Source organism: Phyllobacterium myrsinacearum, from assembly GCF_014138285.1.
GTDB lineage: Bacteria > Pseudomonadota > Alphaproteobacteria > Rhizobiales > Rhizobiaceae > Phyllobacterium > Phyllobacterium myrsinacearum_A.
Map to the genome: position 1 here is coordinate 302099 of NZ_JACGXN010000004.1, position 21116 is coordinate 323214.

Annotated in this window: 17 protein-coding genes; 12 read left to right on the forward strand and 5 right to left on the reverse strand. The window is 53.9% G+C overall.

Features of this window, described 5'->3' with window-relative positions:
- Nucleotides 1-10: 10 nt before the first annotated feature.
- Together FHW16_RS16090 and FHW16_RS16095 are read left to right on the forward strand one after the other, a co-directional pair.
- Complete coding sequence (locus FHW16_RS16090) at nt 11-1051, forward strand: tartrate dehydrogenase (protein ID WP_182550223.1); 1041 nt, start codon at nt 11-13, stop codon at nt 1049-1051.
- 14 nt (nt 1052-1065) lie between these two features.
- The gene (locus FHW16_RS16095) at nt 1066-2523 is read left to right on the forward strand and encodes an NAD-dependent succinate-semialdehyde dehydrogenase (protein WP_182550224.1); all 1458 of its coding nucleotides are present in this window, start codon (nt 1066-1068) and stop codon (nt 2521-2523) included.
- Nucleotides 2524-2605: 82 nt separating this feature from the next.
- On the opposite strand, the gene FHW16_RS16100 is transcribed toward FHW16_RS16095, so the two are convergent.
- A complete protein-coding gene (locus FHW16_RS16100; protein WP_182550225.1) occupies nt 2606-3883 on the reverse strand; it encodes an NAD(P)/FAD-dependent oxidoreductase in 1278 nt (425 codons plus the stop codon).
- Nucleotides 3884-3894: 11 nt separating this feature from the next.
- Nucleotides 3895-4563 (reverse strand): haloacid dehalogenase type II, encoded by a 669-nt coding sequence (locus tag FHW16_RS16105; protein ID WP_182550226.1) that lies wholly within the window; start codon nt 4561-4563, stop codon nt 3895-3897.
- A gap of 335 nt (nt 4564-4898) precedes the next feature.
- On the opposite strand from FHW16_RS16105, the gene FHW16_RS16110 reads away from it, so the two are divergent.
- The 7 genes from FHW16_RS16110 (at nt 4899) to FHW16_RS16140 (ending at nt 13330) form a co-directional block, all read left to right on the forward strand.
- Nucleotides 4899-5735: a GNAT family N-acetyltransferase gene (locus FHW16_RS16110; protein WP_182550227.1), complete on the forward strand. Its 837-nt coding sequence runs from the start codon at nt 4899-4901 to the stop codon at nt 5733-5735.
- Nucleotides 5736-5749: 14 nt separating this feature from the next.
- Nucleotides 5750-7123 carry an aspartate aminotransferase family protein gene (locus tag FHW16_RS16115; RefSeq protein ID WP_182550228.1) on the forward strand — a complete coding sequence of 458 codons (1374 nt, stop codon included), beginning with the start codon at nt 5750-5752 and terminating at the stop codon, nt 7121-7123.
- A 250-nt stretch (nt 7124-7373) separates the two neighbouring features.
- Nucleotides 7374-8090 (forward strand): HAD-IA family hydrolase, encoded by a 717-nt coding sequence (locus FHW16_RS16120; RefSeq protein WP_182550229.1) that lies wholly within the window; start codon nt 7374-7376, stop codon nt 8088-8090.
- A 76-nt stretch (nt 8091-8166) separates the two neighbouring features.
- Nucleotides 8167-9777 carry an ABC transporter substrate-binding protein gene (locus FHW16_RS16125; RefSeq protein ID WP_182550230.1) on the forward strand — a complete coding sequence of 537 codons (1611 nt, stop codon included), beginning with the start codon at nt 8167-8169 and terminating at the stop codon, nt 9775-9777.
- A gap of 90 nt (nt 9778-9867) precedes the next feature.
- Nucleotides 9868-10818 carry an ABC transporter permease gene (locus FHW16_RS16130; RefSeq protein ID WP_182550231.1) on the forward strand — a complete coding sequence of 317 codons (951 nt, stop codon included), beginning with the start codon at nt 9868-9870 and terminating at the stop codon, nt 10816-10818.
- Nucleotides 10819-10820: 2 nt separating this feature from the next.
- Nucleotides 10821-11666 carry an ABC transporter permease gene (locus tag FHW16_RS16135; protein WP_182550232.1) on the forward strand — a complete coding sequence of 282 codons (846 nt, stop codon included), beginning with the start codon at nt 10821-10823 and terminating at the stop codon, nt 11664-11666.
- The gene (locus FHW16_RS16140; RefSeq protein ID WP_182550233.1) at nt 11666-13330 is read left to right on the forward strand and encodes an ABC transporter ATP-binding protein; all 1665 of its coding nucleotides are present in this window, start codon (nt 11666-11668) and stop codon (nt 13328-13330) included. The genes FHW16_RS16135 and FHW16_RS16140 overlap by 1 nt, the downstream gene beginning before the upstream one ends.
- Before the next feature lie 55 nt (nt 13331-13385).
- Here the strand turns inward: FHW16_RS16140 and FHW16_RS16145 are convergent, their stop codons facing one another.
- Nucleotides 13386-13862, reverse strand: coding sequence for an Lrp/AsnC family transcriptional regulator (locus tag FHW16_RS16145; RefSeq protein ID WP_182550234.1), 477 nt, complete (start codon nt 13860-13862; stop codon nt 13386-13388).
- Between the two features lie 242 nt (nt 13863-14104).
- Here FHW16_RS16145 and FHW16_RS16150 point away from each other — a divergent pair, with 242 nt between their 5' ends.
- The gene (locus FHW16_RS16150) at nt 14105-15430 is read left to right on the forward strand and encodes an NAD(P)/FAD-dependent oxidoreductase (RefSeq protein ID WP_182550235.1); all 1326 of its coding nucleotides are present in this window, start codon (nt 14105-14107) and stop codon (nt 15428-15430) included.
- A gap of 1100 nt (nt 15431-16530) precedes the next feature.
- On the opposite strand, the gene FHW16_RS16155 is transcribed toward FHW16_RS16150, so the two are convergent.
- Nucleotides 16531-17427 (reverse strand): NAD(P)-dependent oxidoreductase, encoded by an 897-nt coding sequence (locus tag FHW16_RS16155; RefSeq protein WP_182550262.1) that lies wholly within the window; start codon nt 17425-17427, stop codon nt 16531-16533.
- Nucleotides 17428-17456: 29 nt separating this feature from the next.
- Nucleotides 17457-18740 (reverse strand): 3-oxo-tetronate kinase, encoded by a 1284-nt coding sequence (otnK, locus tag FHW16_RS16160; protein ID WP_182550236.1) that lies wholly within the window; start codon nt 18738-18740, stop codon nt 17457-17459.
- Nucleotides 18741-18956: 216 nt separating this feature from the next.
- On the opposite strand from otnK, the gene ltnD reads away from it, so the two are divergent.
- On the forward strand, nt 18957-19880 hold the full coding sequence (gene ltnD / locus FHW16_RS16165; protein ID WP_182550237.1) for an L-threonate dehydrogenase: 924 nt from the start codon (nt 18957-18959) through the stop codon (nt 19878-19880).
- Nucleotides 19880-20659 carry a 2-oxo-tetronate isomerase gene (otnI, locus tag FHW16_RS16170; RefSeq protein WP_182550263.1) on the forward strand — a complete coding sequence of 260 codons (780 nt, stop codon included), beginning with the start codon at nt 19880-19882 and terminating at the stop codon, nt 20657-20659. Before ltnD ends, otnI begins: the two co-directional genes overlap by 1 nt.
- Nucleotides 20660-21116: the final 457 nt, after the last annotated feature.

Here is a 21116-nt window from a genome sequence, read left to right on the forward strand (position 1 = left end):
AGGTGCGAAGATGAAGACCTATTCCATTGCGCTCATTCCAGGCGACGGCATTGGCAAAGATGTCGTTGACGCTGCATGGCAAGTTCTTGAGCGGGCGGCCGACCGGAACAATTTCACACTGTCCGCAACAACCTTCCCGTGGTCCTGCGCATATTACAAAGAGACGGGAGCCATGATGCCGGATGACGGCATCGAAAGCTTGCGCAAATTCGATGCAATCCTGTTGGGTGCAGTCGGTTGGCCTGCAGAGGTCGCGGACTCCGTGTCTCTTCATGGCCTTCTTCTCCCGATCCGTAAGGCGTTCGTGCAATATGCCAATATACGTCCCCACCGCCTTCTGAAGGGGGTGGAAGGACCGCTGAAGACCAGCAAGTTCGACATTCTTTGCATCCGGGAAAATACGGAGGGAGAGTATTCCGGAGCCGGCGGTCGCGTGCATGTTGGCACACCGGACGAAGTAGCGGTCGAGACATCAATTTTCACCCGGACAGGTGTGGAGCGTATTCTGCGGTTTGGTTTCGAACAGGCAAGATTGCGACGTGGTAAACTTGCTTCCGTGACGAAATCAAATGCGCAGAAGTACTCGATGGTCTTCTGGGACAAAGTGACGGAAGAACTGAAACCGGAATATCCTGATGTTGAAGTCACCAGCTATCACATTGACGCCATGGCCGCTCGCATGGTGATGGCTCCGGAAAGCCTTGACGTTGTCGTTGCATCAAACCTCTTTGGCGATATCCTCACGGATCTGGGCGCAGCTATTCAAGGAGGGCTTGGTTTTGCAGCATCTGCAAACATCAATCCCGACCGGAGTGCGCCATCCATGTTTGAACCAGTCCATGGTTCCGCACCTGATATTGCTCATCTCGGCATAGCCAATCCAATTGCGGCGATGTGGTCAGCTGCCATGATGCTTGAGCATCTGGGCGAGGGGGCTGCGGCAACCGGCATCATGACGGCAATTGAGGCAGCAACCGCCAGTGGTACAGGCACAACACCCGGCAAAGACAGAACGGATGTGATCACCGCAACCGTATTAGCCGAACTTTGATGGCGCAGGACTGAATGAACAATTTGAGAGATAAGAACCTTTTCCGCGAGCAATATCTTGTTGCTGGCGCATGGAAAAATGCAGCATCCGGGGCGTCCGTTTCGGTAACCGATCCTGCCACGCAAAAGTCTATTGGCACTGTTCCCGATGTCAGCGCTATCGAAACGCGTGAAGCGATCGAGGCGGCTTCGGCCGCTCTCGTTGTCTGGAAAGCCAAGACCCATGCAGAGCGGGCAGCCTTGCTCGAAGCATGGCATCGGTTGATGCTGGATCATGAAGATGACCTCGCGCGCATTTTAACGCTGGAACAGGGCAAACCCTTACCGGAGGCAAAAGGTGAAATCCGTTATGGCGCCTCTTTCGTCAAATGGTTTGCCGAAGAGGCAAGGCGGATTGGCGGCATGACCATCCCGTCGCCGACATCAGACCGGAGAATCGTTGTTCTGAAAGAGCCGGTGGGTGTCTGCGCGATTATTACGCCATGGAATTTTCCGAATGCCATGATCACCAGAAAGGTCGCTCCGGCACTGGCAGCGGGTTGCACGGTTGTGGTGAAGCCATCCGACTTCACGCCGTTTTCAGCATTGGCCCTCGGCGTTTTGGCGGAACGTGCCGGAATACCGGCGGGTGTTATCAATATCGTCACAGGCATGCCGTCGGACATCGGGGCGGAAGTGATGGCCAATGAAACCGTGCGCAAGATATCATTCACCGGATCAACCCGTGTAGGGTCGCTGCTGATGCGTGGTGCAGCCGACAGCATCAAACGCCTCAGCCTCGAACTTGGAGGAAACGCGCCCTTTATCGTCTTTGATGATGCCGATCTGGACCTGGCCGTGGAGGGAGCAATCGCATCCAAATTCCGCAACGGCGGCCAGACATGCGTTTGCTCCAACAGGATTCTCGTTCAATCGGGTGTCTACGATGTTTTCGCAGAAAAGTTGTCTGCCAGAGTGTCCGCGATGAAGGTGGGATCGGGTATGGATGAGGGAACGGAGATTGGCCCGATGATCAATGCCGCGGCGATCGACAAAATCAAACGACATATTGCCGATGCACAGTCCAAGGGTGCACGCATACTCTCAACAGTATCGGCGATGCCGGAAGGCGAACAATATGCTGCGCCAATTGTTCTGGGTGGTGCAACCACAGATATGCTGCTTGCCAGTGAAGAGACATTTGGACCAGTGGCGCCTCTTTTCAAATTCGAAACGGAGGCTGAAGCGATAGCCATTGCGAATGATACACCGTTCGGACTTGCCGCCTATTTCTACACCGAAAGTCTGAAGCGGTCGTGGCGCGTCGCCGAAGCGCTTGAGTTCGGCATGGTTGGATTGAATACTGGCTCGGTCTCTACAGAAGTCGCCCCATTCGGCGGAATAAAGCAATCCGGATTAGGCCGTGAGGGAGCGCAGTGCGGCATTGAAGAATATCTTGAACTCAAGAGCTTTCATATTGGTGGCCTAAGTTAATCCACGAACTGCGGTATATCGAATTAAGGTGAGGGATTGATTTCCCTCATATGGCAGGGGGCGATTGATCGTCCCGCTACCCTTACTGAAATTTGTCGAGTGCCTTGTAATACATCCCAACAATCGGCAGGAACCAGGGCTTTCCAAAATGTCCCATAATGGCTGGCCATTCGAGCCCTGAAACGGGGTTGCGATCAGACTTTCCGAGAATGGCGTCCGCAATGATGATACCCATATGCGTGGACAGCTGCGCTCCGTGCCCGGAATACCCCATAGCGAACCAGACATCGTCAGCGAATCCGGCGCGTGGGAAACGGTCCTTGGTCATATCCACCAAACCACCCCAGCAGTAGTCGATTGCAACATTTGCAAGCTGTGGAAATATCTGGGCCAGACTTGCCTCGAGAATATCGCCGCTCTTTGTATCGGATCTTTGGTCCGATGTGGCCGAGAAGCGCGCGCGCCCTCCGAAGATAAGGCGGTTATCCGGCGACAGTCGAAAGTAATTGCCTATATTCATGGAGGTAACACAGGTCCTGTTGCCGGGCATGACCGCCGCCACTTCATCTTCCGAGAGGGGGCGTGTCGCAATGAGGAAACTGCCGACGGGTATGATACGCCTCCGAAAATAGCTGAAGAGCCCTGTGGTATAAGCGCCTGTTGCCAAAAGGATATTGTCCGCAACAACCTCGCCGTTTGTTGTTGTGAGCACATGCTTGCCGTTTGCGGTGTGCCGCTCTGTCACGGATGCATTTTCGAAAATGATCGCCCCGTGACGAACGGCAGCATTGGCCAGTCCCACGACAAACCGTCCCATATGCATCATTGCGCTTTTCTTCGAAAGCATCGCGCCATGGAAAGCAGATGAACCAATTTCGGCTTTGAGATCGTCACGTTCCAGCAATTCCGTCTCGGCATCGATTTCCCGGTTCACGGCTTCAAAATTGCGGGCGATTGCCGCAAAATGCGTGGGCTTTGACGCGAGTTTCAACTTCCCGGCACGGCGAAAATCGCATTCAATTTTCTCCTCGCCGATGATGCGCTCGATCGTATCGATGGAATCGTCAAAGGCGCGGTAAAGTGCCTTTGCACGTTCAATGCCCAATTCATTCTTGGCTGCCAGAAAGCTGTGAGAGAGACCATTGTTGAGATGCCCGCCATTGCGGCCCGATGCGCCCCAGCCGACATGGTTTGCTTCGAGGATGACGACCTTTGCCCCAGCTTTCGCCAGATGACGCGCCGCTGAAAGGCCAGTGAAGCCAGCGCCAATGATTGCTACATCGTAATGGCCCTCCACGGGACCGTTAGACGCTCCGGTAAAAATTGGTGCGGTGTCATGCCAGTAGGGTTTGAACTGCATCGTCTTTTCCATCACAAACCGACAACGCCTGGCAGTCCGGAAATATCCTTGATTTCCGTATATTCATAAAAGGGATTTGCTGGCTCATGGCCGCGATTGACCCAAACCTTGTTCTTAATGCCAAGATCATAGGCTGACATCAGATCATATCGAAATGATGAGGAACAGTGCAGTACATCCTCGGGATTACAGCCCAGCGTATCAAACATGTATTCAAATGCCTTGAAGCGAGGCTTGTAAGCGCCGGCCTGCTGTGCCGTGTAAACCGCGTGAAATGGTGCGCCGAGCTTTTCAACATTCGACATGATCTGCTCGTTCATGGCGTTTGAAAGGATTACCAGCGGTATTTCCTTTGCTACTTTCGCTAATCCGGCTGGCACATCCGCATGAGGACCCCAAGTGGGAACGGAATCATAAATTGCGCGAGCGTCTTTAGCACGGAAGGTAACGTTGTTCTTTTTGCATGTGCGTTCTACGGCGTTATGCAGGACTTCATTGTACGGCTTCCAATCTCCCAGAATTTCATCAAGACGATAAGCCGCAAAATTCTTGATGAACTGCGCCATCTCTGCGGCATCAAGTTGTGCGCCATAAATCTTCTGCGCAGCTTCAGCCATCTGGAAGTTGGTAAGTGTGCCATAGCAGTCAAACGTGATGTATTTCGGCCGGAACTGGATCATTCTTTGTGCTTCCTCAAGAACTCGGCGCGCCAGCGCCCCCTCAATAGAAATATCATAGGCGGCCTGCAGCTGGCCGGGGCACCGCAATTGCCCTCACGGAAAGCAGATTGTTCTGTATCGCTGTTGAGCTTTGGCAGAGAGTTGCGCAGGTTTTGGATCGCGGGCCTTCTCACAGCCGGCAATCCAGACTTCACTTGAAGCCGCTGCGGCATAAGATGCGGTGGCTGCAGCAACGTACAGCGAAAGATATCGTGGCATCCTCATTGTCGGGAGTAAGTTCTTTACGGTTGGGTCTATCAAGAAAGAAGACCGAATGAACAACCAGAGACTTCAGTATGCATGCCACCCAGATCGAACTGGTCGAATTCACGAAAGATCATCTTGACGGAGCACTTGCACTTTCAAGGCAAGCGAAATGGCCCCATCGCCGTGAAGATTGGACGATGGTTCTGGATCTCAGTACGGGCGTTGTGGCTCTCGACCGAGGTCGCGTGGTTGGCACCACGCTGGTTACGCAGTTTGGCCAGCGGGCCGCATCGATCAACATGGTCATCGTGGATGAGGCAATGCGCGGCCGCGGGATTGGCCGGCGGCTGATGGACTTCGCTTTGCAACAAAGCGATGGGCTCGAATGCCGGCTGGTGGCAACGCAGGACGGACTGCCTCTGTATGAGAAGCTTGGCTTTCGTGTGACTGGAAAGGTCAAGCAATATCAGGGTATTGCGACTGGAACCTCACCAAATCCGGATGTGAGCTGGGCCACCGGCGATGATGCCATGGAATTTGTGAGAATGGATCAAGTCGCATCGGGTCTGGATCGTACCAGGCTTATGACCTTTCTGGGGCGAAACGCCCGCATCGCAGTTCTTCGTCGAGAGGGTCGAATGATCGGCTTCGCAGCTCTGCGAACTTTCGGGCGAGGCGAGGTGATTGGGCCAGTTGTTGCGATGAATGTGGAGGACGCGTGCCAATTGCTGGCGTTCCTTTTTGCCGAGCGCGCCGGGACCTTTCTGCGCGTCGACATACCTGAAGCAGCAGGGCTCGCGCCTTGGTTGAACGAGCACGGGCTGGCCCAGGTCGGCGGCGGGATCGCCATGCGTCGTGGCGCTGCAATCCTGGACCACATGTCCGCATTTCATACTTTCGCGCTGGCCAGTCAGGCCCTCGGTTGAACACGGAGACAAAAATGCTGAGCAATTCTTTGATCGAACTTGACCGCGCCCACCTGATACATCCTGTCATGTCGTATCGCGGTCACGAAAAAGCAGGCGTTCGTGTCCTGAAATCGGGTTCCGGAGCGAGAGTGATCGACTACAGCGGTCATCAGCTGATCGACGGGTTTGCCGGGCTCTGGTGCGTCAATGCTGGCTACGGACAAGAGAGTATCGTCGAAGCTGCAGCAAACCAGTTACGTGAATTACCCTACGCTACAGGTTATTTCGGCCTCGGTTCCGAGCCTGCCATCCGTCTTGCTTCTGAATTGGCTGATCGGGCACCGGGTGATCTCAATCATGTCTATTTCACCCTTGGTGGTTCTGATGCCATAGACAGTACAGTTCGGTTCATCCGCTATTATTACCACGCGAAAGGGACACCCAAAAAAGACCAGTTCATATCTCTGGAGCAAGGTTATCACGGTTCATCGACCGTAGGTGCCGGGCTGACGGCTCTGCCGGCATTCCATGCGGGATTTGGCGCTCCCTTTGATTGGCAGCATAAAATTCCGTCGCATTATTCTTACCGGAATCCGGTTGGTCCTGATCCGCAGGCAATCATCGCAGAATCAACTGCCGCACTGCGGGCAAAGGTAACAGAACTCGGTGCGGACCGGGTTGCTGCTTTCTATGTGGAACCCATCCAGGGATCAGGTGGTGTGCTGGTTCCTCCTGCAGGCTGGATGAAGGCCATGCGCGATCTTTGCACCGAGCTCGACATCCTTTTTGTCGCCGATGAGGTTATTACGGCTTTTGGGCGCACTGGCCCGCTGTTTGCCTGTTCGGATGAAGGCATCGTTCCCGATTTCATCACGACCGCCAAGGGACTGACCTCCGGTTACGTACCAATGGGAGCGGTTTTCATGTCCGATAATGTCTACAACACAATAGCCGATGGGGCAGGCGCATCTGCCGTTGGCCACGGCTATACTTACTCCGCTCACCCGGTCAGTGCTGCGGTGGGGCTTGAAGTTCTTCGACTTTATGAAGGTGGTCTGCTTGAGAATGGCCGTAAGGCGGGCGCGCATCTCATGGCGGGACTTCGCGGCCTGTCCGATCATCCGCTTGTGGGCGAGGTTCGCGGTCGGGGCATGCTGGCAGCGATTGAGTTGGTCACAGACAAGGAACGCAAGACCCCGCTGCCCGTCGCAGCCGATCCCTCGCGGCGCATTTTCGACCGTGCATGGGACAATGGCCTGGTCGTCCGGGCATTCGGGAATGGTGTGCTGGGATATGCGCCGCCACTGTGCTGCACAGAGGATGATATCGAGGCTATCATCGACCGTACGCGCATGACACTTGATCAGACGCTTGAGGACCCGGATGTACGGGCAGCTATGAAATGATCGGCCGGCGAGGCGCGCAGGTAGCCGCCTGAATGGCCCGATATACCGAGTTGGCGCGATATTCGCAATTTTGTGCCGTCAGTCTGCGCCCATTCAGAGAATCTGGCGAATGAATGTTGTCAGAGTATGCGTGTAAATGGCGCGAAGCCACGGGAACATCCTGATCGGCAAGATCGGACACAGCATTTTATTCTACGGATATGGTTTCAGCACTTGAATACGGACGCCTGTGCAAACGAGGAGCAATGAATTGGCAAAGCCCTTCAAAGATTTCAAGTATCTCACCTTTGACGTCGTCGGCACGCTGATTGATTTCGAAAGTGGTCTCAAGGACAGTCTTTCAATGATTGCGGCCGAGACCGGTGTGATGATCGATGAGGAAGCCGCTCTCACCTTGTACCGTCAGGCGCGTTACGAACCGGATGTCGAGCCTTTTCCCGACGATCTCGTCCGTGTCTATCTCCGTATAGCACCAGAGCTCGGGTTGCCCGCCGAGCGCCGTTATGGCGAAAGCCTTCGCGATGCCGCCAAGTCGTGGAAAGGATTTCCGGATAGTGCGGAAGCAATGGCAAGGCTGGCCAAGAGATATCGGCTCATTGCAATGACGAATGCGCAGCGCTGGGCTTTCGAATGCTTTTCCAAGGAAATCGGAGACCCGTTCTTTGCCGGCTTCACAACGGATGATACCGGCACAGAAAAGCCAGACCCGGCCTTCTTTGAGGAGGTATTCAAGTTCGTCGAGGCCGAGGGCAATTCCCGTAACGACATCCTGCATGTCGCTCAGAGCCAGTATCACGACATCGGAATTTCCAGGAAGCTGGGCTTGACCAATTGCTGGATTCAGAGACGCCACGATCAGAATGGATACGGCGCTACCATCGAACCGGAGCGCTTCACTGAACCTGACTATCATTTTACGTCAATGGCAGCGCTGGCTGATGCCGTGGATCAAACAATTGCAGCCTGAATGAATCATCAACCCGGACTGAACTGGTGGAAATAAACCAGATGTCCAAATGCGATCAACGATAGGGGAACTTCAGATGGACAAGAAATTCTTGAACTGGACCAAAGCTGACGATGCGATGGTTGAAAATGCAATCCGCCGTGGCGCGAACCGCCGTGAGCTCCTGCAGATGCTAATGCTGGGCGGAATGACGGCGATGGCAGGCGGGAGCATTATCGGACGCTCTACAGCTGCCCTTGCTGCTGCCCCGGTTTCGGGCGGTTCACTCAAGGCCGCGGGCTGGTCCTCTTCCACTGCGGATACACTTGATCCTGCAAAAGCTTCGCTCTCGACGGATTACGTTCGTTGCTGCGCCTTCTACAACAGGCTTACACTTCTTGATCAGAACGGCGCAACTCAGATGGAGCTCGCCGAAAGTGTCAACAGCAGCGACGCCAAGGTCTGGACCGTCAAGCTGCGTAGCGGTGTGACGTTCCACGATGGCAAGAAACTAACGTCGGCCGATGTGGTTTATTCACTCAATCGGCATCTGGATCCAGCCGTGGGATCGAAGGTAAACTCGATTGCCAAGCAGATGACTGACATCAAGGCCGTTGACGATCTCACACTGAATATCACCCTCGCAAATGCGAATGCCGATTTGCCGACCATCTTGGCCATGCATCATTTCATGATCATCGCCGACGGCACCAAGGATTTCTCCAAGGCGAACGGCACCGGTGCCTTTGTCTGCGAAAATTTTGAACCCGGCGTACGTTCGATTGCCGTTAAGAACAAGAATTATTGGAAAGAGAGCAAACCTTATCTCGATTCCTTTGAGTACTTCGCGATCTCGGATGATACGGCCCGCGTCAACGCATTGCTTTCAGGGGATATACAGCTTGCAGCCTCGATCAATCCACGTGCCATGCGGTTGTTGGATAGCCAGCCTTCGGTGGCGTTGTCCAAGACAACTTCCGGCAATTACACCAATTTGAACATGCGTCTCGACATGGCGCCCGGCCAGAAAGCCGACTTCGTACAGGGTATGAAGTATCTGCTGAACCGTGAGCAGATCCAGAAATCTGTCCTCCGCGGACTTGCCGAGATAGCCAATGACCAACCCGTCTCTCCTGCAAGCATCTACTATAATGCAGACCTGAAGCCGAAAGCCTTCGATCCGGACAAGGCTAAATTCCATTTTGAAAAGGCCGGCGTGTTGGGCCAGTCCATTCCAATTGTCGCATCCGAAGCGGCAACCTCTTCGATCGATATGGCTACCGTGGTCCAGCAGGCTGGCGCCAACATTGGCATGAAGCTGGACGTACAGCGCGTGCCTTCGGACGGCTATTGGTCGAATTACTGGCTCAAGGCTCCTGTGCATTTTGGCAACATCAACCCGCGTCCGACGCCGGATATCCTGTTCTCGCTGCTGTATGCGTCGGATGCTCCATGGAATGAAAGCCAGTACAAGTCAGAGAAATTCGACAAGCTGCTGATCGAGGCGCGTGGAATGCTTGACCAGGCCAAGCGCAAAGCGATTTATGGTGAAATGCAGGTCATGATTGCCGAAGAAGCCGGAACGGCTATTCCGGTGTTCATTTCCAACGTCGATGCGATCTCCTCGAAGCTCAAGGGGCTGGAGGCAAGTCCGCTCGGCGGTCAGATGGGCTATGCCTTCGCGGAATATGTCTGGCTGGAAGCGTGATAGTCATCATTGGTCGGCAGGGGGCAGATGCACCCTGCTGACGCCGCCGCTGGCCAGTATGCTGGTCCACTCGCACCATAAAGGGCGTTCATGAACACCCAGATTCTATCCCTTGTTTTCAAGCGATTGCTCGTGGCAATTGTTACCTTGCTGATCGTGTCCTTCGCCGTGTTCTTCGCGACGGAAATGCTTCCTGGTGATGTGGCGGAAATCCTCCTTGGGCAAGCGGCTACGCCGGAAGCTGTCGCAGGTCTGCGTACGGCGATGCATCTGAACGATCCGGCAATATTGCGGTTCATTCGCTGGCTCTATGGACTGGCTACGGGAGATCTCGGCATTTCATACGCCAACAACATGCCCATCTCGCATCTTATTGGCGGTCGCTTTGTAAACTCCCTGAAACTGGCTGCAGTAACCGCGTTATTCTCTGTGCCTATTGCGCTGACACTTGGTATCACGGCGGCAATGTTGCGTGGTTCGCTTTATGACCGGATTGTCACCACGATCACCATCGCGGTCATTTCTGTGCCGGAATTCATGGTGGCGACATCTGCCGTGCTGATCTTCGCCGTTTACCTGAAATGGCTGCCAGCGCTGTCCTTCGCGAACGAGGTCCATTCTTTTGGCGAACTGCTGCGGGTCTTTGCCATGCCTGTCATTACGCTGAGTTTTGTAATTTCAGCGCAGATGATCCGGATGACGCGTGCGGCAGTCGTTGAAACCCTGAATACGCCCTATGTTGAAATGGCGTTGCTGAAAGGCGCTTCGCGGCGAAGAATGGTTCTCAAACATGCGCTTCCCAATGCGCTAGGACCCATTGTCAACGCGATTGCGCTTTCCCTGTCCTATCTTCTGGGTGGAGTGATCATCGTTGAGACCATATTCAATTATCCGGGTATCGCCAAACTGATGGTCGATGCTGTCGCCACGCGTGACCTGCCGCTGATACAGACCTGTGCAATGATCTTCTGCCTTGCCTACCTCTTCCTGATCACATTGGCAGACATCATTGCCATTCTCTCTAACCCGAGGTTGCGTTGATCATGGCCCACTTTGCCCTTTCACCCCGCAGGTTTGGCTACAGGTTCAATGTCGTCGGTATGATCGGCTTCGCCATCATCCTGTTTTGGGCGCTCATCGCCATTTTCGGCCCATTTCTCACGCCATACCCGATCGGTGAAATTGTCGACTTCGATTATTTCGGGGCCATGTCTTCCAAGTTCTGGATGGGCACCGATTACCTCGGCCGTGATATGTTTTCGCGGATTCTTATGGGCGCGCGTTATACAGTCGGAATTTCGCTCGCGGCCGTCATGATTTCGTGTGTCACTGGCGTTGTCCTCGGAATGAGTGCGGCCGTTATCGGCGGCTGGTTCGATACGGCCTTAAGCCGTTTCCTGGATGCGCTGAACTCGATTCCCAGCAAACTCTTTGGACTGGTCGTTGTTGCTGCAATCGGATCATCCATTCCGGTACTGATTTTTACCCTCGCGGTGATCTATACGCCGGGTTGCTATCGCTTTGCCCGGGCGCTCGCTGTCAACATCAACACAATGGACTTTGTCACGGTGGCGCGAGCGCGGGGTGAGCGTATCGGCTATCTCATCTGTTCCGAGATATTTCCAAATATCGTTGGCCCGGTGCTCGCCGATTTTGGTCTGCGCTTTGTCTTCATCGTGCTGTTGCTGTCGGGCCTGTCCTTTCTGGGACTTGGCGTCCAACCACCCAACGCAGATTGGGGCGCGCTGGTGCGCGAGAACATTGGCGGCTTGCCTTTCGGTGCTCCCGCGGTGATGTTCCCGTCACTCGCCATTGCAAGCCTCACGATCAGCGTAAACCTGCTGATTGACAATCTTCCGCAGAAAATACGTGACCGGAGTGTTGTTTGATGGCAAATCTCGTTGAAATCCGTGATCTGAAGGTTGAAGCCAAAACGGATTCTGGTCGCACAGTAGAGATTATTCGCGGGGTCAGTTTTGATATTGCCGAAGGGGAAATAGTGGCCCTGATTGGCGAAAGCGGATCGGGTAAGACGACGATTGCCCTGACACTTATGGGGTACGCCCGCGCTGGCTGCCGTATCAGCAAGGGCTCGGTCCTGTTTGCTGACAAGGATATGGCGGCAATATCGGAAAAAAGCCGGGCATCCATGCGTGGAACCAAAGTGGCCTATGTTCCTCAGAGCGCGGCGGCAGCTTTTAATCCGGCCCAGACGATCATGGAGCAGGTGATCGAGGTTGCGCGCATTCACAAGCTAATGCCGATGGACGAAGCGCGCGTCCGGGCCGTAGATCTTTTCCGGGCTCTGGCCCTGCCAAATCCGGACACTATAGGCTCGCGTTATCCCCATCAGGTGTCCGGCGGACAGTTGCAAAGACTGTCCGCAGCAATGGCACTGATCGGAAATCCCAAACTGGTCATTTTCGATGAACCGACCACGGCACTTGACGTGACGACCCAGATCGAAGTGTTGCGGGCATTCAAGTCTGTCATGAAGAAAAAGGGAATAGGCGGTGTTTACGTCTCGCACGATCTTGCAGTTGTAGCGCAGATAGCCGACCGGATATTGGTTTTGAAGAACGGCGAAGTGCAGGAGATTGGTACGACGGCACAGATCCTCTCGGCACCCAAACATCCCTACACGCGCGAACTTCTCGGTGCATTCAAACCTGCATCCTATGCTTCTCACGTAAAAGCGGCTGATGCATCCTCCAAGGTACCAATTCTGGAAGTGCATGATGTCGTTGCAGGTTATGGTCCGTTGAAGAGCAATGGGCAGCCCACAATATTAGCCCTCAAGAGCGTCAATCTGAAGCTGGAGCAGGGACGTAATCTCGGAATTATCGGAGAGTCCGGTTGCGGGAAATCAACACTGGCGCGGGTGATAGCTGGAATCCTGCCTCCATTTTCAGGCAGCGTCTGTTTCGATGGAAAGGAACTTTCGGCAGATGCGCGAGGCCGTACCCGTGATGAACTTCGCAAGCTTCAGATTGTCTTCCAGTTTGCAGATACGGCGCTCAATCCTGCCAAATCCATCTCGGATATTGTCGGGCGCCCGCTTGCATTTTATCATGGCATGGGTGGCGGAGACCGTGAGGCGCGCATCGATCAGCTGCTTGATATGGTGCATTTGCCGCGCGCGTTAAAACATCGTCAGCCATCCGAGCTCTCCGGCGGGCAGAAGCAACGGGTCAATCTTGCGCGGGCACTTGCTGCCGAGCCCCAGCTTATCCTGTGCGATGAGATCACGTCAGCGCTGGACACAGTCGTGGCCGCAGCAATCATCGATCTTCTTAAGGAACTGCAGCGCGAGCTGGGGCTATCCTATGTTTTTATCAGTCATGATCTTTCCGTGGTTCAGGCCATCTGTGACGAGATCGCAGTGATGTATGCGGGTGAGAAAGTGGCGCAAATGCCGCCGTCAGCTATGGGTAGTCAGGACAGCCATCCTTATTCACGGCTACTCTTCTCTTCGGTGCCGAAGCTGGATCCTGCCTGGCTCGACAGTCTGGAGCGGGACCCCGAATTGGTGCGCGCATTTTCCAAACTGTGACATGCGAGAGCATCATTCGTCCGCACGGATTAACCGTCGATCCGGTGAACGGTTCTCATAGAGGGAACAGGCTTGTCAAAGGCATGTGCGCTTTGACAATGGGTGATTTCAGCACAACAAAGCTGAAATATTTGTCGATGCCGATATCCATATCGATCAGCCGTTCCATGATCGTTTGATACTCGGATATCCCGCCGGTTACAAACTTCACCAGATAGTCATAGCCCCCGGAAACGAGGTGGCATTCGATCACTGAATCAATTTTTTCAACAGCGGAAAGGAAGCGGGAAAAATCCACCTGCCGATGATTGCGCAATGTGATTTCGGTGAAAACAGTCAGGGTTTGACCAAGTTTTGCGATGTTTATCTGTGCCGAATAGCTGGTGATAAAACCGTCGCTCTGTAGCTTTTTGACCCGCATGAGGCACGGACTGGGGGAGAGATTGACCAGCTCTGCCAGTTCGACATTCGTAATCCGCCCGTTCTTTTGCAGTTCAGAGAGAATCTTGATGTCAATCCGGTCGAGCTTCATCGTAAAACCTTGTAACTCTCAGGCACTATCAGAAATGCCATTGTGCAGCATATTATGCCGAAAAAGTGTCCTGGCAAGAGTATTTCGATTATGTCAAATCCAAATATTGTCGAGTAATTACAGTGAGGCAGAATTGTTTGCGTGATGATGATTGTGCCAAATAATATGCTGTTTCTTTGTAAAAACCAGCAGGTGTTCTTCAGTCTCACTTGTTAGAGTTGTTGCATCACTGGAGACATAATATGCCGGCCCCGCTGTTGAGAATTGAAACGACACCCACACTGCCGGAGGCTGCTGACGTGGTGGTCATTGGCGGCGGCGTTGTTGGCGTATTTACCGCGTATTACCTTGCCCGTCGGGGTGTGAAAGTTGCATTGGTCGAGAAGGGGCTAATCGGCGCCGAGCAATCGAGCCGAAACTGGGGATGGTGCCGGCAGCAGAACCGCGATGCACGGGAATTGCCGATGGCAACCCGAAGTCTTGGCCTGTGGGATAGGCTCGCCAGTGAAATCGGTGAAGATCCGGGTTTTCGAAGGTGTGGCCTTCTCTATCTCAGCAATAATGAGTCCGAGATCGACGGATGGGCACGATGGCGCGACTTTGCCCGTACTGTTGGTGTTACAACCCATATGCTCAGCAGCCAGGAGGCCTCAGTGCGTGGGGCTGCCACCGGACGGGAATGGAAGGGCGGCGTTTACTCACCTTCTGATGGCACGGCGGACCCTGCGCGCGCTGCTCCCGTGGTTGCGCTTGGCATCATTAAAGCGGGAGGCACCGTGCACCAGAACTGTGCCGCGCGTGGCATCGAAACAGAGGCAGGGCAGGTGAGTGCCGTAATCACCGAGACAGGTACCATTCGCACAAAAACGGTGGTGATGGCAGGCGGCGCCTGGGCTTCGTCTTTCTGCCGCCAATTGGGTATTCGGTTTCCGCAGGCTTCTGTTCGCTCCTCTATCCTTTCTGTCGCACCCGGTGCTGGTGATTTGCCTGACGCATTGCACACATCTGATGTTTCAATCACCCGGCGCGGAGACGGAGGTTACACGCTCGCCATCAGCGGGCGCGCGCGCGTGGACCCAACGCCTCAGCAGTTTCGATTTGCGCGAGAATTTCTGCCCATGTTTGCACGACGCTGGCGCAGCCTCTCGCCTGGCGGCTTTCACGGATGGAGTGAAGGCCATGAAACGCTGGCGGCTTGGAAGCTTGACGCGTTGACACCGATGGAGCGCAATCGAATTCTTGAGCCGAGGCCGGATGAGGGCCAAATTCGCGAAACATATCAGCGTGCCTGCAAGCTCTTTCCCGCATTCAAGCAGGTACCTATTGCCAATGCGTGGGCAGGCTACATTGACAGCACACCCGATGGCGTTCCAGCAATCGGCGAGGTTGAGGGTCTCCGCGGGTTTATTCTCGCAGCCGGGTTCAGCGGCCACGGCTTTGGAATATCTCCGGGGGCAGGGCATTTGATCGCCGACCTAATTCTTGGCGCGCCGCCCATCGTTGATCCGGCACCATATCGACCGGAGCGGTTGAACAAGTCGGCATGGGGCCAGGTGGCGGATTTCTAAGCGCTTGTCTCTTGCTCGGGCGAATTGCGCTAGCAGATCCAGAATCCTATCAAGAGATTGTAACGTTCTTTCGCGTGATGAAGCGGCGAGTACAAGCGTCATTGCTTCCGGGCAGACCAGCGTGGATCCGTGCAAGGCCACGTGTTCTGTCTTCGCGGGGGATTACGATCGAGGCCATTGCATGCTTGCGCAAGGCACTGTCCTCCTGGCGAATGAGCATGACAATCGGAATACCGAAACGCTGGGTTCATTTATTGCCGTCATGCCTTCGCGGTTGCAGCGGCCAGAAAGTGCCTGCATGGCGTTAATGTGGTCATTGACGACAAAATCGACGGCGGAATCCACGTTGCTGTTAAGTTCTGCGGTCGTGGCAGCCATCTTTTCGGGGGTGAGTCCGTCTCGCCAAGAAGGGCCTCGAAATATCCTGATGATTGTTGTGAACGTTTCTTGCAATTCTCCCGCTCTGATATATCAATTATGGGTGAAACAGAGATGCGAATCTATTCATGAATGATGAAAGCACACCGAAGAAAAACGTCCGGTTCTCCCATGTAGAGCTCCTTGTTTGCCGGAAACTCTATCCTAATTTTGAGACCATCAGACAGGCACTGCCTCACCGGTCTATGGCTGCAATTAAAAGCCAGTGCCAGCAAATGGGATTAACCAGGCCTGATCACAGGTGGACACACAAGGAGATTGAACGACTTCGTGTTCTTTATCCATCTACACCATTGTCTGAAATCGCCAAGGAGTTTCCATTCGCAACGCTCGGCATGTTGCGCGCTCAAGCCAACAAGCACGGAATCTATAGGTCCATCACGCGCGAGAAATGATTGGGAGGCAGATTTGTGTGACGCTACTGCAAGCGTTCTTGGCCGAATCAATCGTATCCATGGGCCAAAAGACGCGCAGCTTCAGCGGGACACTATGAGGGCACGGTGGAATACATTTACAAATGAGCAGGGGGCAATGCACTTATCTCAAGTGCGTGCCCATGACATTGTGACTTGTGTGCCAATCATTTTACGAAACTATTGAATCCGTATTTGCCCAAACTTATTGCGCAGACAGCAGATAACCGCCATTGCGATCCTCAGTTCCTAAAGACCATTTGATTTTGCAATGAAATCGGCCAGATGCGGCACGTAATCTTCCGCGCCGTTGCCACCCGCCGCAACAGCTGCGGCATAGGAGTTTTTCGCGGCGCTTGCCAGCGGCGTCCCGACAGTTGCGGCGTTTGCCATGGATTCGAGATACTTCAAATCCTTGTAAGCATTCGTCAGTGTGAAGCGATGTGAGTCCCGATTGCCTTCCAGCGCGTAGCCCATAAAAGTCTGGTAAAATCCGCTGTCCATACGCCCGCCACGAATGACACTGTCAAAACGCTCTACGGATATTCCGACCTTACGCGAGAGAGCCAGTGCCTCTGCAAACAACGCGCCCATGCCCAGAGCTATGAAATTGTTCAGCAGTTTCATGCGATGGCCATCGCCGATTTCGCCGATATGAACGATCTTGCCTGCCCATGTTCTGATGACGGGTTCTATCCGGGCAAATACGGCATCGTTTGCCCCGACCATTGCGTCGAGCGTGCCTTCCCAAGCTTCTTTTGGCGTTCGGCTAAGAGGCGCGTCGGCATAATCCACGCCCTGGGTGGCAAGCTGTGCGGCAAGTCGGGTGGTTACCGTAGGGTCGGCGGTGGAACAGTCGACAATGACTGTCCCTGCAGCGAGTTTTGGCTTCATCTCGTTGACAACGGCTTCAACTTCATTCGAGCTTGTCAGGCAAAGGAATACAATCGTTGATTTTTCCGCGAGCTGATTCAGCGTCTGCACCTCTACTGCGCCACGCGTGATAAGATCTTCAACCGGTACGCGATTGCGGTGCGCTATCACGTGCAGGGGATAACCCTTTTCAACGATGTTTTTTGCGATGCCGTGCCCCATCAAACCAACGCCTACGAAGCCAATCGCCTCTTTTGTAGTTGTCATTCCTATCTCCTGTTTGTTCATGCAGACTGTTGCGCCTATGCATCCGCAGTTTCAGTTTCCAGCATTGTCCAGGCTTTGATGAAAAAATCGTCGCTGCCAAAATTGCCTGATTTGAGCGCAAGCGTGAGATCGGGGCCAGCAACGCTTCTCGTCCAAGGAACGCCAGGATCAATCTCTGGCCCGATCAGCAGCGCACGCACGCCAAGTGCAGCAACAACTGCCCCGGACGTTTCGCCTCCGGCCACCACAAAACGGGTAAAGCCGGCATGCTGAAGGCGCTGAGCTATATCGGCCAGTGCACCTTCCACCAATGTCCCCGACTTATGCCTGCCAATAAGCGTCTGAATCTGTGCGAGTTCCTCTGGATCTGCACTGGAATAGATGAGCGGTATACCGTGGCCTGTATCGTTGATTGCCCAGTCAGCGATCTGCTCGGCTGTTTGACCGCCTTCAGCAAACGCTAGAGCGTCCAGCTGCAGGGTAGGCAGACCAGCCGCACGTGCTGCTTCGACTTGCCCGCGAGTTGCCGCGGAGCAGGAACCTGCAAGAATTGCGGATCTACCCGGCGCTGCAATCATCTGTGTAAGGGGTGTCTGAGGTGTGAATTTCCCGGCGCGTTTGAAATTCTCCGGAAGACCCATCGCAACGCCGGAGCCGCCTGTGACAAGTTTCATTCCATCACACGCTTGGCCAATCGCGCGCAAGTCATCATCCTTTAAGGTATCAACAATCAGCATTCTTTTGCCTTCGGCGTGGTGTGTGCCAATGGCAAGGCGAATGGCTTCGGAACCACTGGCAATTATCTCCGACTGAATCAGACCCACCGGATGCCTGGTTTGTCTTTGCAACACGCGGACCAGGTCAGAGTCATGCATGGGCGTTAGAGGATGATCCTTGAGCGGGCTTTCAGACAACAGCCTGTCGCCGACGAAAAGATGGCCTTTGTAAACGGTGCGACCGGCCGCGGGAAAAGACGGGCATGCGATTGTCACCGGCGTTCCGGTAAGGTCCAGCAGCGCGTCGATCACCGGACCAATATTTCCATCATCGGTCGAATCGAACGTCGAGCAATATTTGAACAGGATCTGTTCAGCTCCGGCAGCCATCAGCGTGCGGGCCGAAACGAGAGACATTTCAATAGCTTCCAATGGAAGAATGGTTCTCGATTTCAAGGCTATGACCACGGCATCCGAGCCGGATAAATCAATGTCGGTATCCGGTACGCCTATGATCTGGATTGTGCGCATTCCTTCCCGCGACAGCATGAGAGACAGATCTGTCGCGCCGGTAACATCATCCGCAACGGCACCGATAAACATGTTTCGCTCCTCCAATCCGATAATACAAACGCTTCTCCCGGCTGGGTTGGCTCAACGCGGGAACCTTACAAGGCGAACCGAAATAACAACTTGCAAAGCCTTTCGCGGATAGGCTAACAATATTTGGCAGCGCTACCATAACTTTTCCAACTGTACGTTTGCAAGCGCCAAAATTGCTTGAAGATGGATTCTGGGGTCGGAAGGAAACAGTCTGACATGGGTGAACAATCGGCTTTGAAAGTGTGTGTGATTGGACTCGGCTCGATGGGTTTCGGAGTCGCCACAACCTTGTTGCGTAAGGGCTTTGATGCGGTTGGATATGATGTAAACGAAGAGGTTGCCGACCGTTTTGTGGCGGCGGGTGGATGTGTGGCGTCAACGGTCTGTGAGGCGGCCGAGTCCGCTGATATCGTGATTGTAGTGGTCGTGAACGCAACTCAGACTCTTGCGGTGCTGTTCGGGGAAGGCGGTGCGGCAAAGGTTATGCAAAAGGGTGGGACAATCCTTTCATTTGCTACCATGTCGCCAGAAATGGCACGTGATTTTGAACGGCGTGCGGGTGAGCTTGGCGTCCGTTACATCGATGCTCCAATTAGTGGCGGCGCGCTCCGTGCTGCAGCGGGCGAGCTGACGATCATGGCTTCCGGACACGCGGAGGCGTTCCGGCATGCCCGTCCGGTGCTCGATGCGATCGCCATGAAGGTCTACGAACTGGGCGATGAAGCGGGCATTGGTGCATCATTCAAAATCGTCAATCAGTTGCTGGCTGGCGTTCATATCGCTGCGGCCTGCGAAGCCATTACATTCGCCAAAGCAATGGGATTGGACATGGATATGGTTTATGAGGTTATCACCGCCTCAGCGGGGAATTCGTGGATGTTCGAAAACCGCGTACCGCATATCCTGGAAGGCAACTATAGCCCATTCAGTGCCGTCGATATTTTTACCAAGGATCTCGGTATTGTCTCCGATATCGGGCGCGGCCTCAAATTTCCGCTGCCAATTGCATCCACGGCCTTGCAGATGTTTGTCATGACCGCTGCCGCTGGCATGGGGCGAGACGACGATGCATCCATTGCGCGGTTGATTGCTCAAATAACGGGGCTTGAACTTCCTGAGGCTGCAGGAGCAGTAAAATGATGCCACGCTTCGCCGCAAACTTGACCATGATGTTCAATGAAGTTGACTTTATCGATCGCTTTGCCGCCGCCTCAGCCGCAGGGTTTGATGCTGTCGAGTATCTTTTCCCATATGATTACGATCCGGAGATCATTGGTAACAAACTGAAATCATTCGGATTGGAGCAAGCCCTGTTCAATCTGCCTCCCGGAAACTGGTCCGCTGGTGAACGGGGCATTGCCGCGCTTGTCGGCAGAGAGGAAGAATTCCGGACGTCGGTGGAAACCGCCTTGGAATATGTCCGTTCAACAGATGTCGGGCGTGTTCATGTCATGAGCGGGCTTGCCGAGCGGAGTGATGCCTCGGCATTGAAGACGTTTCGCAATTCATTGGCGTTTCTTTGTGAGCGGGCAGGAGAAGCCGGCATTGACGTCCTGATAGAACCGATCAACCCGAGGGATATGCCCGGATATTTCCTCAATAATTTTGATTTTGCCGCCGATGTCATTGATGGCTTGAAAATGCCTAATCTCAAGCTGCAGTTTGATATCTATCATCGGCAGATCATTCATGGGGATGTGCTGCATGGATTGAGAGAGCTGATGCCGATCATTGGTCATGTGCAGATCGCTTCAGTCCCTCTTCGAAACGAACCTGGCACCGGAGAACTTGACGACTTCCGCATAGTGCGGGCGCTCGGGGCGCTCGGGTACACCGGTTTCATAGGCTGCGAGTACCGCCCGGCCAATGACACTGTCGCGGGGCTGCATTGGTTGAGCGATTTTGAAGGAAAGCAATAGTCCATGGAGAGGAAATACTCGATGGAAACGGGTAACCCGATGTTGATCTGCAACGACCCGGACTGAATAAATAATAGTATTAAACGCTTTAGATCGCAGTTTTTTGGCCGGAACTTCAACTTGGTACGTTCAATTTTTGGTAGCGCTGCCATAATTTACACCCTCGCTGGCATGATAATGACGCATCTCTCTCGAAATGAGCCAGTATCCACCAATACAGGTGCGCTCCTGCAGACTCTGATGCAAAATAGGCTGGTTGACAAAACACCGAAGTCGCAATTGTTGTTGGTAGCGCTGCCAATATTCCATGGATCGCTTCTATTTTGATGCTTCCGATATTGAAGCATATGAGAGCCTGTTGTCTTGTCTTATGACTTTCCAGTCCGTTTGGTCCAGTAAGAGATGTCCGATCCGGGATGGCCATCCCGGATCGGACGGAAGGGGATGGATCGAAGTT